We start from the raw sequence: 13,074 nt of genomic DNA, 5'->3' as shown, positions 1-13,074 counted from the left end.
GGCGCCGTGCCCCCGTCTGCCAACGCAAGGACTGATCCCATGACCCGCTTTTCATCGCTCTCCCGTCTCGCCGGCCCGGGCCGCCGGCTGTTCGTCGCCTCGGTGGTCTTGGCCATGCTCGGGCCCGCGCACGCCGAGATCACCGCCTCTGATCTGCACGCGCAGACCCATGACACCGACATCGAAAGAGGCAACAAGGCCGTCGTCCAGGATGCCTTCGAGAAGTGGCGCGGAGGCACCTACGTCTTCGCCGCGCTTCTCGCCCCCGATGTCGTCTGGACCATCCACGGCTCCGGACCGGTCGCGGGCACATATCGCAGCCAGGACGACTTCGTCGAACGGGCCTCGCGGCCCTTGACCAGCCGCCTGGCCAGCCCGGTCGTGCCGGAGGTCCGCGGCATCTATGCCGTCGGAGACACCGTCCTCATCCGCTTCGACGGCTCGGCGACCACCACCTCGGGCGCGCCCTATCGCAACCAGTTCCTCTGGATCTTCCGAATGAAGGATGGGCGGGTCATTGAAGCCGAGGCGTTTCTGGATCTCATTGCCTATCAGCAGGTCGTCGAGAACAACGAGCCGCGCGCGCAATAGCCTGGACGCGGGCCGTGCCACGGCTCGCCGCGCTGCGGGCGGGCCGCCCGCCCGCCCTCAGACCCCTTGCAGCACCAGTGCGCCTTTCGCGGTCGACCACCCCCATCAATGGAGAGGAGCCCGATCATGCGACAAGCATTCGCCGCCCTGGTGACCGCCACCCTCCTGAGCCAATCCGTCCAAGCCGAGGTGTCCGCATTGCAGCCGAACCATCCCTATGCCGGCATGTGGGTGACCGACGATGGTCGTGTCCGCCACGAACTGCTGCCCAACGGTCGCTATGTCGAAGCCCGTGGCACGCGCGAGCGCGCCTATGAAGGTCGCTATGAAGTGACCGGCACGCGTATCGAATATTGGGACGACACCGGCTTCACCGCCGATGGCGACTTCGTGGACCTCGCCACCTTGCGTCACGGCGGCATGATACTGCGCCGACAGGGGATTCCACTCGCGACGCCCTGACGCGGCCGCACAGGCAGGCGGGCCGGCCTGCCGGCGTCATCTGCCGTGCGCTCAGCGAGGGGAGGTTCCCGATCAAGGTTCCTTAAGGGACGATCCCGTCGGGGATCGAACGGTCTTGCCGTTCCATGCGGTTAGCGCCGGGCCTGCCAATCATAGCCCCTTACGTAATCGAGAAACGCACGTAGGGCGGCGCTCGGGAGGCGGCGGCTTGGATAGTACAAAAACCAGTGCGGCAAGGTCGGGCTCCAATCGGATAGGAGTTCGACGAGCTCGCCGGTGAGGATGTGAGGCCTGGCATAGTCATCGAAGACATGCGCGATCCCTCTGCCGGCCAGCGCCGCCTGCACTTCGTTCTGCGCCGAACTCACCAACAGGCGGCCGGTGGGCGTGACCTCAATCTCTTCCAGACCATCGGCAAACTGCCACGTGACCAGTGTGCCGCCGGGAAACCTGCGCTTGATGCAGTCGTGATCGATGAGATCATGCGGTGACTTTGGGTGACCGTGCTTTGCGATGTAGGCCGGCGAGGCCACGATCGTATAGCGAAGCGGCGGGCCAAGCGGCAGCGCGATCATGTCCTGCGCCAATTGCTTGCCGAACCGGACGCCGGCATCGAAACCCTGTTCCACGATGTCGATAACCGCCGCATCGCTGATGATTTCGATGTTCACCTCGCGATAGGCTTCCATGAAGGCGAATGCCAGCGGGCAGAGAACGTGGTCGACCGCCGGCGCGGGGGCATTGATCCGCAATGTACCGGACGGCGTATCCCTTAACGCGTCGACTTCCACAATCGCACGCCTGATGTCACTCAGCGCAGGGGCCAGCCGTTCGAGGAGGCGCTGCCCAGCTTCCGTGGGCGACACGCTCCGCGTCGTGCGATTGAGAAGCCGGATGCCGAGGGTCTCTTCCAGCGCGTTCATCGTCTGGCTCAAGGCCGATGACGACACGCCGCGCTCGAGCGCCGCCGCGCGGAAACCGCCACAGCGGACGATCGCGGCGAACACGTCAAGACTGTCGAGGCGGATCGGGTTCATTGGGAAGGAAATCTAATCAAGCTGATCTTGATTGCGCATCTTATCGGTCGAATATCCCCGTGTCATGGTTGCCGTAGGGGCAACTGACGCGCGCGGTTGGCCTGCTTCCTCTCCCGGCCCCTCCGGCCCTGACGCTGGGGTGAAGCAGGCGCGCTCACACGAAAGGGAAGACCGATGAATGCCTTCACCCTCAACCGACGCGCCATCATGCTGTCCGCCGTCGCAGGCGCATCGAGCCTGATCGTCCCCGTCCATGGCGGTTCCGGCGGCGCGCAGGCCCAAGAAGCCCCGTCGCAGATCGGCAATTCCGGCTGCTACCGCTTCCGCGTCGGCGATATCCGGGCGACCGTCTTGAGCGACGGTGTCATTGGCGGCCCGCCGCGGATCTATGCGAGCGATGCGCCCCAGGCGGAGCTTCAGGCGGTGCTCCGGCGCGCATTTCTGCCCACGGACCACATGACGCTCAATCTCAACACGCTGCTGGTCGAAACCGGCGGGCGGCGCATCCTGATCGAGGCAGGGGCGGGCAAGACCATGGGCCCCAATGGCGGCCGCGTCTTTGAGAACCTTGCGGCGATCGGGCTTGGGCCTGCAGACATTGATGTGATTGTCATTTCGCACACCCATCCCGACCATGTGGGCAATCTGAGAACGGCAGAAGGCGGCAAGGCCTTCCCTCGCGCCGCTGTCTTCGTGCCGAAGGCCGACTGGGATTTCTTTGTCCGCACCGACCCTGACCTCTCCTACATGCCGGTCCCTCAGGATTTCCGCGTGCGCTTCGCTGCCGCCATCAAGGCCAGCCTTGAGCCGGTGACCAACGATGTCACGCTGTACGAAGCCGGCGCCGAGATCGTGCCCGGCCTCACAACGATTGTCGCGTCTGGTCACACGCCGGGCATGGCCTCATTCCTCGTCCATTCCGGCAACGACCAACTCCTGCTGACAGCCGACCTTGCCTATCACCCTGTGGTCAATGTGGACCGGCCGTGGGTTCCGGGCCCGGATCGCGACAAGGCGACGGCCCTTGCCTCCCGCCGGCGCATCTTCGACCGGGCGGCCACAGATGGCATTCCCGTGCTCGGCTTTCACTTTCCGTTCCCGGGCCTCGGTCGGCTGCTCAAGACCGATGGCGCCTACGTCTGGGTGCCCGCCAACTGGCAGTTCTGACGCGCAGGACAGAGGAGGATCCCATGGATCAATCCAAGATCAATCGACGCGGTTTCCTCGGCACCATGGGCGCGGCGGCAACGCGGCTCGCCCTTGCCACGACGGCCACGGCCCAGGCCCCGGGACGCCGGTGGCGTCTGCTGCTTCCGGCTCAAGTCCAGATGTGCTGACCCGCCCCTTGCCGCGGATCGGTGAGCGGCTCACGGCGCTCGGCCTTGGCACCTTCCTGACCTTCGACCTGAAGCCCGGCATGCCCCGCGCCGCTCTCCGGCAGGTCTTTGAGCGCTATGTCACGGCCGTCGGCCGCGTCGTCGACACCTCGCCGCTCTATGGCTCGGCGGAGGTCAGTATCGGTCAGTTCATGGGGGAGTATGCGAGATCGGACGGGATGTTCCTTGCCAACAAGGTGTGGGCCACGGGAGAATATCTCGGTGATGAGAGCCATGCCGAGGAGCTTTCGGCAGTCGCGTCTGCGCACCTGGCGCGACACGATCAATCTCATGCAATGCCAAAGCATCACCAATGCGCCGGTCATCATCCCGCCGATGAAGGCCTGGAAGCGGGAGGGGCTCATCCGCCATGTGGGCGTTACCCATCACGAGTCGGTGGCGCAGGACCAATTGACGACCACGGCGAAGTTCTCCGCGAAGTCGCGGGCGACCTCGGGCTTCAGCGCCTGGTCCCGCCGCGCCCTGGCCCGCATTCGCCCGGGATCGCGCCGCTGAGCCAGTTGCTCGTGGTATGTGGACGGGGCGATCGGCAAGACTTTGCAGATCGGCTCGACCCCATACGCCTCTCGGTGATCGTCGATAAAAGCGATCATCGCTTGACTGGGCGGTCGAGCTCCGAGTGGGCGAATTAAACCGACGCTTGCTTAGGATATCATTGGCCTGGCGCAACTCGCGGTTCTCCCGCTCCAGCGCCATCATCTTCTCGGCCACGTCGCTGGGCACGCCCGCTCGCCTACCCGCGTCGACCACGGTCTTCTTGACCCACTCGTTGATGGTCTGGGCCGTGCAGCCGATCTTCTCGGCGATCGAGACCCATCGCCGCCCACCGAGACGGATGACCCCCCACGTGCTCCAGCACCATCCACACCGCGCGCTGGCGCACCTCAGGCGAAAATCTGTTCGTCGTCTTGCTGCTCATAATGGCCCCTATCTCTCAGGAGTTAGGGCCTCCGGCAAACCCGGGACTGTTCACTATTCCCACTCGATGGTGCCGGGCGGCTTGCTCGTCACGTCGTAGACCACGCGGTTGATGCCGCGCACCTCATTGATGATGCGGGTGGCGGTGCGGCCGAGGAAGGTCATGTCGAAGGGATAGAAATCTGCGGTCATGCCGTCGACGGAGGTGACGGCGCGCAGGGCGAGGACGTGGTCATAGGTGCGCCCGTCGCCCATGACGCCCACGGTCCGGACGGGGAGCAGCACGGCGAAGGCTTGCCAGATGACGTCATAGAGGCCGGCGGCGCGGATTTCTTCCAGAAAGATGGCGTCCGCCTGGCGCAGGATGTCCAGCTTTTCGGGGGTGATCTCGCCGGGGCAACGGATGGCAAGGCCCGGGCCGGGGAAGGGGTGGCGGCCGACGAAGCTCTCGGGAAGGCCGAGTTCGCGGCCGAGCGCGCGGACTTCGTCCTTGAAGAGGTCGCGCAGCGGCTCCACCAGCTTCATGTTCATGCGGGCCGGCAGGCCGCCCACATTGTGATGGCTCTTGATGGTCACCGACGGGCCGCCGGTGAAGGAGACGCTTTCGATCACGTCCGGATAGAGCGTGCCCTGGGCGAGGAAATCGGCGCCGCCCACCTTCTTGGCCTCGGCCTCGAACACGTCGATGAAGAGCCGGCCGATGGTCTTGCGCTTGGCTTCCGGGTCGGTGACGCCGGACAGCTCCCGCAGGAAGAGCTCGGAGGCGTCCGCGTGCACCAGCGGGATATTGTAGGTGTTGCGGAACAGGGAAACCACCTGCTCGGCCTCGCCGAGGCGCATCAGGCCGTGGTCCACGAACACGCAGGTGAGCTGGTCGCCGATGGCCTCGTGGATGAGCACCGCGGCCACGGCGGAATCAACGCCGCCGGAAAGGCCGCAAATCACCCGGCCGGACCCCACCTGGGCGCGGATGCGGGCCATGGCCTCCTGCTTGAAGGCGCCCATGGTCCAGGTGCCCTCGAGGCCGGCAATGCGGCGCACGAAATTGCGCAGGAGCTTGGCGCCATCAGGCGTGTGCACTACCTCGGGGTGGAACTGCACGGCATAATAGCTGCGGCTCTCATCGGCGATGGCGGCAAAGGGCGCGTTCTCGGAGGTGGCGATGGCCTCGAAGCCCTGGGGGAGGGCGGTGACGCGATCGCCATGGCTCATCCACACCAGATAACGCTGGCCCGGCTGCCACACGCCCTCGAACAGGCGGCTCGCCTTCTTCACCTCAACCTCGGCGCGGCCGAACTCCCGGTGATGGCCGCCTTCCACCTTGCCGCCCAGCTGGTCCGCCATGGTCTGCTCGCCATAGCAGATGCCCAGCACGGGAATGCCGGCCTCGAAAATCTCCTGGGGCGCGCGGGGGCTCTCGCCCTCGATCACGGAGGCCGGGCCGCCGGACAGGATGACCGCCTTGGGCTTCAGGCGCGCGAACGCCTCGGAGGACTTCTGGAACGGCACCACTTCGGAATAGACGCCTTCCTCGCGCACGCGCCGGGCAATCAGCTGGGTGACCTGGCTGCCGAAGTCGATGATGAGGACGGTGTCTTGCATGGCGCGGCTTTCCAAGAGGCGAAGGTGCCGTCTCTTTAGTCGCAAAGCTTCCAAACCGGAAGCCATTGCCCGCATGGCTCCCGCGCGCGGAAGGGGCGGGCGGCGGGGTCAGGCTGCCGGGATTGGGGCCGGTACCAGAAAGGGGATGCCCGTTTCGACGAGCGTCTTCAGACGCGACAGGCTCTCCGGCCATCCGCCGGTCACCATGCGGCTGGTCAAGGTATCGCCTCCGAAATCATCATGCACCAGCACGAGGCGCGTGCCCCCCGGCACCGCTTCCAAGGTCCACGTCACGCGCGAAGGCGGGTCGCCCGCGACCTCCGAGGACCACCGCGCGCTGAAGCTGTGGACGAGCCGTGTCGGTGGCGTGAGTTCCAGGATTTCGCCCACGATCATTGCCTGTTCCCCGACAAAGAACGTGATGGCGCCGCCAACGCGCCAGTCCGTTGAAGAGGACATGTTGAAGTGTTGCCAAAGGGGGGTCTTGGCGTCGTCAGTGAGGATCGACCAGATGTCTTCCGGCTGTGCCCGGATGAGATGCTCATAGGCGTGGCGCGGGGCTGTGGCAGATGACGGCACGGGCTTTGGTCCTTCCACGGCGCGGGACAGATCCTCCAGGGTGCGAGCGAACGGTGCCGCATAGCGGGAGATCCACCGGTCGGCCACCTGCTGGAGCGGCACGGGGTTGAGAAAATGCAGCTTCTCGCGCCCCACCTTGCGGGTGGTGACGAGATGGGCGCGTTCAAGGATCGCCAGGTGCTTCATCACGGCGAACCGGGTGAGCGCCTGCGTTCGCTCCAGAGCCGTAAGCGTCTGCCCGTCTGTTTCTCTTAGACGGTCGAGCAGTTCGCGTCGGACTGGATGGGCGAGAGCATCGAAGACCGCATCCATGGCAAAATGATATGTGCCGTTTTGGTCACGTGTCAAGTTGGTCACGTAAGTGCGCCTCCAGCGCACGCCGTGCAAGACGCACGCCGCACTTACGCGGCGCGCCTGAGGATGCTGACGAAGAAGCCGTCGGTGCGGGTGCGGCGGGGCGTCATGAGCAGCCCTTCGGGGGAGGCGAGCGCGGCCTCGCGCAGGGCAAGGCCCTGTTGCCCCAGCGCCAGCACGGTCTCCACGGCCGGCACGACAGAGAAATCCGGCTGCTGATCCAGGAAACGGCGGATCTGGGCGCCATTCTCGTCGTCCAGCACCGAGCAGGTGACATAAGCTAGGCGCCCGCCGGGCCGCACATAGCGGGCGGCGCTCGCGAGGATGCTGGCCTGGTCGCGGACCCGCTCGTCGAGGGCGCCGGGGCGCACCCGCCACTTGGCGTCGGGATTGCGGCGCCAGGTTCCAGTGCCCGTGCAGGGGGCGTCCACCAGCACCAGGTCCATCTTGCCGGCGAGGTCGGCGAGCACGTCGGCCGGACCGCGCGGCGCGCGCACCTGCACGTTGCGCACGCCGGCGCGCTCCAGGCGCTCATGCATGGGCTTCAGGCGGCGCACGTCGGAATCATGAGCGTAGATCTGGCCCTTATTGTCCATGAGGGCGGCCAGCTCCAGCGTCTTGCCGCCGGCCCCCGCGCACATGTCCAGCACCTGCGAGCCGGGCACGGGCGCGGCGAGGATGGCGGCGATCTGCGAGCCCTCGTCCTGCACCTCCAGCCCACCTTTGAGGAAGATGGGTTCGGAGGTGACGGGCGGGGTCTTGCCTTCCGCGTCGAGGGCGATGCGCAGGCCAAGCGGCGACCATTCTGTGCCCACGGGGTTGAGGTGGCCGAGCGCCTCCAGCACCTCGTCGGGGCGGGCGCGCAAGGTGTTGACCCGCAGGTCCAGCGGCGCACGGGCTGCGAGTGCCCGGCCTTCCGCGATGCGGGCTTCTCCGAACATGGAGGCCAGTTGCGGGTCCAGCCATTGGGGATAATCGCCCTGCACCCAGGGGGCGGCGCCGTCCAGGGAGGGGGTGGCGAGGCGGGTGCGCTCCTCCTCCGATAGCGGAGCGGGGGCGAAGCGGCCGCCGTCGCAGAGCTGTTCGATGGCGGCAAGGTCGAGGCCCCGCATCACGGCGAGCATGCCGAGCATGAGCGCGCGCGGGGTGTCCGCTCCCATCACGTGAGCCGCCGAGGCGCGCCGGCGCAGGGTGTCGAAGACAATCCCGCCGATGGCAGCGCGGTCGCCGGAGCCGGCGAAGCGATGGGAGACGCCCCAATCCTTCAGGCAATCAATGGCCGGGCGGCGACGCGCGGCAAGGTCGGCCAGGATTTCCATGGCGGCCGACAGGCGGGCGGAAGGGGTCAAGGGGTCTCTCCGGGAACGGGTGCGCGGAGGCTGAACCGCCCGGCGGTCACCTCCGCATCGAACAAATCGAGCGCCGCGGCGAGGCGCTCGTCGATGATGTGCAGATATTCGGTCCAGTCCTCGTAGCGCGTCAGCTCCGACTTGCCATCGCTGATGCCGCGCAGACCAATGACCGGCACGCGGAACCGATGGGCGGCGCGCAGGACAGCGAAGGTCTCCATGTCCACCATGTCGGCGGCGATGGCCTCATAGGCCGATCCGGAAATGATGGCCCCCCCCGTGGAGAGGGAGGCGGCCGGCACGCCGGCGAACAGATGGGGAATGGGGATAATGGCGGGGTGGTCGCCGAACGGCGTCAGTCCCCGCTCGAATCCAAGGGCCGAGGCATCCATATCCCGGTACGAGACGCTGGAGACCTGGTAGACGCCGGCATGGTCAAGCGCCCGCGAGCCGGCCGATCCCAGGGTGAAGATAAGGTCCGGCAGGTCGTCGCGGTGGGAGAGGCCGGCAAGGGTCAGGGCGGTGGCGGCGGCGGCCTCCACAGGGCCGACGCCGGTCATCAGCGGGTCGATCCGCGCCTTCAGATGCGGCCCGTATTCCGCCTGCGCGGCCATTACGAACAGCACGTCGAGGCCGCCGACGGACCGCACATGGCGGCGGGGATCATCCATGGTCCAACACCCATTGGAAAAGCTGGCGCCTCTCCTCCGATGCCCAAGCCCGTCTGTCAATCCGCCGCCGCTTACACATTCAGCAGGATGGAGAGCGCGAACAGCACCCACATAAGGAGAAGCACGAGGGTGCCCACCAGAAAGGCGGTGAATCGCAGGCGCAGGTTGTTGGACGTCACGTGCACGGTGGCATGGACGATCCGCGTCAGCACGAACACCCACGCCAGGGCCACGAACACGATGTCCGCCTTGCGCGTGAAGAGGGCCAGCGCGGTGAGCACATAGAACAGCACCGGCAGCTCGAACTGGTTGCGGAAGGCATTGGCGAACTGGCGGCAGCGCGGCGGGAAGGCGTTCCCATCCATGGCCGCCGCATCCAAGGCCACCTGCCCCTCGCGCACCGCCCGGAAGCGCATGGGGCCGAGGGCGAACAGGAGGACAAAGGTGAGGCCCACCTGAACGAAAAGGGGCAGAAGGATCATCGCGACGGACATGCCGGTCTCCCATGGTCGTGGTGAAGCTGGAACCTCGAACGCGGCGGTCCGTTCCCTCCTGCATGTGATTTGGAGGAAGAGGCCATGTCCACGGCCGAGACCGCACACCCCCCGTCCGCTCCCACCCATTGCGCCCCGCAGGTGGGGTCCGGGCCCGCCCCGCGGCCCTTTTTTACCCGCTTTTCCCAAGCGGTGTCGCGGTATGCCGGCAAGCCGGTGACGTTCTTCCTGGCGGTCCTCGTCATCATCATCTGGGGGCTGACGGGGCCGCTTTTCGGCTTCAACGACACCTGGCAGCTCATCATCAACACCTCGACCACCATCATCACCTTCCTGATGGTCTTCCTGATCCAGAACAGCCAGAACCGCGACACAGAGGCACTTCAGATCAAGATCGACGAGCTGATCGCCCGCAGCGATGGCCCGCGCAACGTGCTCCTGGACCTGGAGGACCTGGACGAGAAGACGCTCGACCGCCTGCGTGCGGATTATGCGCGGCTGGCCGATGGTGCACGGGCGAGCGCCGACCATGGGGCGGCCGCCGCCGATGACCCGCCCGAGAAGGGCGGACTGTCGCACCTGGGCGTGGAAGCCCGAGCGATCCAGGCGTCCGCAGTCCGCGCAGAGGCCTCGGACACAAAGACGGCATCTTCCTCCTGAAAAGTCCCGACATGGAAGGGCTGGAACGGGCGGGTGGCTCGGTATAGTGAGACCCGTGCGTGCCGCGCTGCACGGGAGCGGACCGCCCATGTCAGGAGACTTGCATGCCGCTTTATTCCCTCGATGGCGTGAAGCCCGAACTTCCCGCCTCCGGGCGCTATTGGATCGCGCCGGATGCGACGGTCATCGGCCGCGTGGTGCTGAAGGAAAATGCCAGCATCTGGTTTGGCTGCGTGCTGCGGGGGGATAATGAACCCATCGTGGTGGGGGCGGGGACCAACATCCAGGAGAATTGTGTCCTCCACACCGATCCCGGCTTTCCGCTCACCTTGGCGGCGGGCGTCACGGTGGGGCACATGGCCATCCTGCATGGCTGCACGGTGGGTGAAAACAGCCTCATCGGCATGGGCGCGACCGTGCTGAACGGCGCCCGCATCGGCGCCAATTCGCTTGTGGGCTCGAATGCGCTGGTCACCGAGGGGAAGGAGTTTCCCGACAATTCCCTCATCGTCGGTTCACCGGCCCGGGTGATCCGCACCCTGGACGAAGACATGATCGCGCGTCTGCACCGCACCGCCATGCACTACCAGATCAATTGGAAGCGCTATGCCAGCGGGCTGAAGCGCCTCGACTGACGGCAGGCCAGAGGCTCGGCGCTGCGGGCGGGCTCAGCGCCCGCCGCCGACCACCGGGGGAGACCGGGTTTCGCCCAGCGACACCCACAGATTGGGATCGCCCTGGGACTGCCGCTTGACGTAGCGGTATCCGGTGTCCTGCCAGGGCAAGATCTCGGCTTCCTGGTTATCCAGGACCAGGTCGCCGCGGTCCGTCACCACGGTGAGCACCGCGTGGCCGTCGCCTTCCTTGTCCCGTACCACGGTGATGAGCAGCACGGAGGCCGGCCAGCCCTTCTCCAGAAGCACCTTGCGCTTGGCGAGCACATAGTCCTCGCAATCGCCCTTTCCGTCGGTGGGGTAGGCCCACCGCTCGACCTCGCCATAATGGTCGAGGTCGGTCATGGGCTCTATCTCGGTGTTCAGCTTGCGATTGACCTGCTCAAGCTCGCTCCAGCGCGCCCGGTCCAGTGGCATCTCGAACAGGATCTCGCCACGCGCCACGCAGTCCCCGGCATTCTCGGCGCAGAAGCGCACATAGCCCACCGGCGGGCTGGTGCCGCCGATCGCCACCAGATGGGCCGAGAAGGACGGCGCCGGCTGGGGAAGCGGGACCACCTGGGGCTGCAGCGCGGCGTGGCGGGCATCGCCGGCGGCGGCGCAGACCGTGCCCGCAACGAGCAGAGCGAGGGTCGTGAGCAGACGGGACAGCGGCATGGCGGAGATGATCGCTTCTGGTTAACGAAATCATAATGCCCGATCTTCGCCACTTTTGCGCCGTCAACCTTTTCTTAACCTTAACGCCAATTCACCATATGGACTTGGGTGTTGCGGCCGCGCGCCCTGGCCCGCCTGGACCCTCCGGCCGGGCGCGGCCTCTTGCCGAGCGGGACGCCGCTCCGCATGGCCCGGCGCCCCTGCCTTGGGCTTTGCATGGGAAGCGCCCTTGCCCCCGCGGGGCAGGGGGCTTATGTCCGTGGCGTGTCCCAATCCTTCGACTTCCGCACTCCCCCCTCCCGCGAGCCGGTTTTCAACATTCCGGGGGTGGTGGCCGCGCTCGTCCTCATCATGGCGGGCATCGAGTTCGTGCGGGCGTATCTGCTCGATCCCGACACCGACCTCATGATGCTGGCGTGGTTCGCCTTCGTGCCGATCCGCTACGACCTGGGGGCGCCCGATGCCTTGCCCGGGGGGCTTGGGGCGCAGATCTGGACCTTCGTGACCTATGCCTTCCTGCACGCCAATTGGGTGCATGTGGGGGTGAATAGCGTGTGGATGCTGGCGTTCGCCTCTCCCGTGGCGCGCCGCTTCGGCACGCCCCGGTTTCTGCTGTTCTTCATCGCCACCGCTGTGGCCGGTGCGGCCGCGCATCTGCTGGCCTATCCCGAGGGCATCTCCCCCATGATCGGCGCATCCGCGGTGGTGTCGGGTGCCATGGCGGCTTCGGTGCGCTTTGCCTTTGCGCCCGGTGGGGCGCTCGGGCCGCGCCGCAGCCATTACGCGGACCATCAGCCCGCCATGCCGCTCACGGCCGTGCTGCAGGATCGCCGGGTTCTGGTGTTCATCGGCGTCTTCGTCCTACTCAATTTCCTGTTTGGCGCCGGCATGGCCATGCCGGGGACCGAAGGAGCGGAGGTGGCCTGGCAGGCACATCTGGGCGGCTTCGCGGCGGGCCTGCTGCTGTTTCCTTTGTTCGACCCTGTGCCCCGTCTGCGTGGTGCTTCGCCGCGGAGCTGAGGCGATCCCCGGCAAAAGGGGCTCTTGCGCAACGCAAGGGGAGGGTGGATCATTCCCTCAAGGCAGGTGGGGCGCGCGATGCGACCTCATCCTGATCCGGCGGCCATGAATTGGCTCCGTCACAGAGAGCCTCCGGGCCGCCACCCTTGAATGGGCGGGGAAGGAGACACTCATGACGGTCGGCATTCTTTTGCAGCGCAAGTCCGGTCCCCTGGTGACCATCGCGCCGGACGCCAGCCTCTCAGACGCGGTGGCGAGCCTCGCCGAGCATCGGATCGGCGCCATCGTGGCGGTGGACGACGGTGGCCGCCTCGTGGGCATCCTCTCGGAACGGGACGTGGTGCGCATCCTGGCCGAGAAAGGCCCGGAGGTGCTCAGCGATCCCGTGTCCTCCGTGATGACCCGTGCGGTCGTCACCTGCACGCTGGAGGAGAGCATCCCCGTCATCATGGAGCGGATGACACGGGGTCGGTTCCGCCACGTTCCCGTGGTGGAGCGCGGCCGCCTCCTGGGCATCATCTCCATTGGCGACGTGGTCAAGCACCGGGTCGAAGAGATGGAGCGGGAAAGCGCGGAACTGCGCGACTACATCATGACCGCCTGACAGCG

Annotated in this window: 16 protein-coding genes, 1 pseudogene and 1 other annotated feature; of the genes and pseudogenes, 8 read left to right on the top strand and 9 right to left on the bottom strand. The window is 66.5% G+C overall.

Annotation, left to right across the window (positions count from 1 at the left end; all coding sequences use genetic code 11):
* The first annotated feature begins 39 nt into the window (after positions 1-39).
* Positions 40-591: a nuclear transport factor 2 family protein gene (locus ACT54L_RS06925; RefSeq protein ID WP_476084808.1), complete on the top strand. Its 552-nt coding sequence runs from the start codon at positions 40-42 to the stop codon at positions 589-591.
* Positions 592-717: 126 nt separating this feature from the next.
* Positions 718-1,053 carry an Atu4866 domain-containing protein gene (locus ACT54L_RS06920; RefSeq protein ID WP_476084807.1) on the top strand — a complete coding sequence of 112 codons (336 nt, stop codon included), beginning with the start codon at positions 718-720 and terminating at the stop codon, positions 1,051-1,053.
* Between the two features lie 131 nt (positions 1,054-1,184).
* On the opposite strand, the gene ACT54L_RS06915 is transcribed toward ACT54L_RS06920, so the two are convergent.
* Positions 1,185-2,090 (bottom strand): LysR family transcriptional regulator, encoded by a 906-nt coding sequence (locus ACT54L_RS06915; protein WP_476084806.1) that lies wholly within the window; start codon positions 2,088-2,090, stop codon positions 1,185-1,187.
* A 174-nt stretch (positions 2,091-2,264) separates the two neighbouring features.
* Here ACT54L_RS06915 and ACT54L_RS06910 point away from each other — a divergent pair, with 174 nt between their 5' ends.
* The gene (locus tag ACT54L_RS06910; protein WP_476084805.1) at positions 2,265-3,257 is read left to right on the top strand and encodes an MBL fold metallo-hydrolase; all 993 of its coding nucleotides are present in this window, start codon (positions 2,265-2,267) and stop codon (positions 3,255-3,257) included.
* 151 nt (positions 3,258-3,408) lie between these two features.
* Here the strand turns inward: ACT54L_RS06910 and ACT54L_RS06905 are convergent, their stop codons facing one another.
* Complete coding sequence (locus ACT54L_RS06905; RefSeq protein ID WP_476085199.1) at positions 3,409-3,702, bottom strand: hypothetical protein; 294 nt, start codon at positions 3,700-3,702, stop codon at positions 3,409-3,411.
* Here ACT54L_RS06905 and ACT54L_RS06900 point away from each other — a divergent pair.
* On the top strand, positions 3,701-3,982 hold the full coding sequence (locus tag ACT54L_RS06900) for a hypothetical protein (protein ID WP_476085197.1): 282 nt from the start codon (positions 3,701-3,703) through the stop codon (positions 3,980-3,982). The two genes, ACT54L_RS06905 and ACT54L_RS06900, sit on opposite strands and share 2 nt — an antisense overlap.
* On the opposite strand, the pseudogene ACT54L_RS06895 reads toward ACT54L_RS06900, so the two are convergent.
* From ACT54L_RS06895 to ACT54L_RS06870, 6 genes and pseudogenes are all read right to left on the bottom strand, one after another.
* Positions 3,886-4,406, bottom strand: a pseudogene (locus ACT54L_RS06895) (transposase family protein); the annotation flags it as partial. The gene ACT54L_RS06900 and the pseudogene ACT54L_RS06895 overlap by 97 nt on opposite strands.
* Positions 4,006-4,122: a sequence feature (AL1L pseudoknot), on the bottom strand. It overlaps the preceding pseudogene by 117 nt.
* Before the next feature lie 53 nt (positions 4,407-4,459).
* Complete coding sequence (gene guaA / locus ACT54L_RS06890) at positions 4,460-6,007, bottom strand: glutamine-hydrolyzing GMP synthase (protein ID WP_476084804.1); 1,548 nt, start codon at positions 6,005-6,007, stop codon at positions 4,460-4,462.
* Positions 6,008-6,115: 108 nt separating this feature from the next.
* Complete coding sequence (locus tag ACT54L_RS06885) at positions 6,116-6,943, bottom strand: ArsR/SmtB family transcription factor (RefSeq protein WP_476084803.1); 828 nt, start codon at positions 6,941-6,943, stop codon at positions 6,116-6,118.
* Positions 6,944-6,987: 44 nt separating this feature from the next.
* Entirely contained in the window at positions 6,988-8,289 is a 1,302-nt protein-coding gene (locus ACT54L_RS06880; RefSeq protein ID WP_476084802.1) for an RsmB/NOP family class I SAM-dependent RNA methyltransferase, read from the bottom strand.
* Complete coding sequence (locus ACT54L_RS06875; RefSeq protein ID WP_476084801.1) at positions 8,286-8,960, bottom strand: 5'-methylthioadenosine/S-adenosylhomocysteine nucleosidase; 675 nt, start codon at positions 8,958-8,960, stop codon at positions 8,286-8,288. Before ACT54L_RS06875 ends, ACT54L_RS06880 begins: the two co-directional genes overlap by 4 nt.
* Before the next feature lie 71 nt (positions 8,961-9,031).
* Positions 9,032-9,454: an MAPEG family protein gene (locus ACT54L_RS06870; protein WP_476084800.1), complete on the bottom strand. Its 423-nt coding sequence runs from the start codon at positions 9,452-9,454 to the stop codon at positions 9,032-9,034.
* An 84-nt stretch (positions 9,455-9,538) separates the two neighbouring features.
* On the opposite strand from ACT54L_RS06870, the gene ACT54L_RS06865 reads away from it, so the two are divergent.
* The gene (locus ACT54L_RS06865; RefSeq protein ID WP_476084799.1) at positions 9,539-10,114 is read left to right on the top strand and encodes a low affinity iron permease family protein; all 576 of its coding nucleotides are present in this window, start codon (positions 9,539-9,541) and stop codon (positions 10,112-10,114) included.
* A 104-nt stretch (positions 10,115-10,218) separates the two neighbouring features.
* The gene (locus ACT54L_RS06860) at positions 10,219-10,749 is read left to right on the top strand and encodes a gamma carbonic anhydrase family protein (protein ID WP_476084798.1); all 531 of its coding nucleotides are present in this window, start codon (positions 10,219-10,221) and stop codon (positions 10,747-10,749) included.
* A 33-nt stretch (positions 10,750-10,782) separates the two neighbouring features.
* Here the strand turns inward: ACT54L_RS06860 and ACT54L_RS06855 are convergent, their stop codons facing one another.
* Entirely contained in the window at positions 10,783-11,445 is a 663-nt protein-coding gene (locus ACT54L_RS06855; RefSeq protein ID WP_476084797.1) for a transglutaminase-like cysteine peptidase, read from the bottom strand.
* 264 nt (positions 11,446-11,709) lie between these two features.
* On the opposite strand from ACT54L_RS06855, the gene ACT54L_RS06850 reads away from it, so the two are divergent.
* Together ACT54L_RS06850 and ACT54L_RS06845 are read left to right on the top strand one after the other, a co-directional pair.
* On the top strand, positions 11,710-12,465 hold the full coding sequence (locus ACT54L_RS06850) for a rhomboid family intramembrane serine protease (RefSeq protein WP_476084796.1): 756 nt from the start codon (positions 11,710-11,712) through the stop codon (positions 12,463-12,465).
* 172 nt (positions 12,466-12,637) lie between these two features.
* Positions 12,638-13,069, top strand: coding sequence for a CBS domain-containing protein (locus tag ACT54L_RS06845; RefSeq protein ID WP_476084795.1), 432 nt, complete (start codon positions 12,638-12,640; stop codon positions 13,067-13,069).
* Positions 13,070-13,074: the final 5 nt, after the last annotated feature.

The organism is Aquabacter sp. DMC10 (genome assembly GCF_056314145.1).
This window is presented reverse-complemented; position numbering and strand designations above follow the sequence as displayed.

Bases quoted from the DNA above. Each gene is read 5' to 3' on its own strand.
- ACT54L_RS06925 (WP_476084808.1), top strand. From the start codon at position 40: ATGACCCGCTTTTCATCGCTCTCCCGTCTCGCCGGCCCGGGCCGCCGG.
- ACT54L_RS06920 (WP_476084807.1), top strand. From the start codon at position 718: ATGCGACAAGCATTCGCCGCCCTGGTGACCGCCACCCTCCTGAGCCAA.
- guaA (WP_476084804.1), bottom strand. From the start codon at position 6,007: ATGCAAGACACCGTCCTCATCATCGACTTCGGCAGCCAGGTCACCCAG.
- ACT54L_RS06910 (WP_476084805.1), top strand. From the start codon at position 2,265: ATGAATGCCTTCACCCTCAACCGACGCGCCATCATGCTGTCCGCCGTC.
- ACT54L_RS06905 (WP_476085199.1), bottom strand. From the start codon at position 3,702: ATGGCTCTCATCACCGAGATATTCTCCCGTGGCCCACACCTTGTTGGC.
- ACT54L_RS06865 (WP_476084799.1), top strand. From the start codon at position 9,539: ATGTCCACGGCCGAGACCGCACACCCCCCGTCCGCTCCCACCCATTGC.
- ACT54L_RS06845 (WP_476084795.1), top strand. From the start codon at position 12,638: ATGACGGTCGGCATTCTTTTGCAGCGCAAGTCCGGTCCCCTGGTGACC.
- ACT54L_RS06915 (WP_476084806.1), bottom strand. From the start codon at position 2,090: ATGAACCCGATCCGCCTCGACAGTCTTGACGTGTTCGCCGCGATCGTC.
- ACT54L_RS06900 (WP_476085197.1), top strand. From the start codon at position 3,701: ATGCCGAGGAGCTTTCGGCAGTCGCGTCTGCGCACCTGGCGCGACACG.
- ACT54L_RS06855 (WP_476084797.1), bottom strand. From the start codon at position 11,445: ATGCCGCTGTCCCGTCTGCTCACGACCCTCGCTCTGCTCGTTGCGGGC.
- ACT54L_RS06860 (WP_476084798.1), top strand. From the start codon at position 10,219: ATGCCGCTTTATTCCCTCGATGGCGTGAAGCCCGAACTTCCCGCCTCC.
- ACT54L_RS06870 (WP_476084800.1), bottom strand. From the start codon at position 9,454: ATGTCCGTCGCGATGATCCTTCTGCCCCTTTTCGTTCAGGTGGGCCTC.
- ACT54L_RS06875 (WP_476084801.1), bottom strand. From the start codon at position 8,960: ATGGATGATCCCCGCCGCCATGTGCGGTCCGTCGGCGGCCTCGACGTG.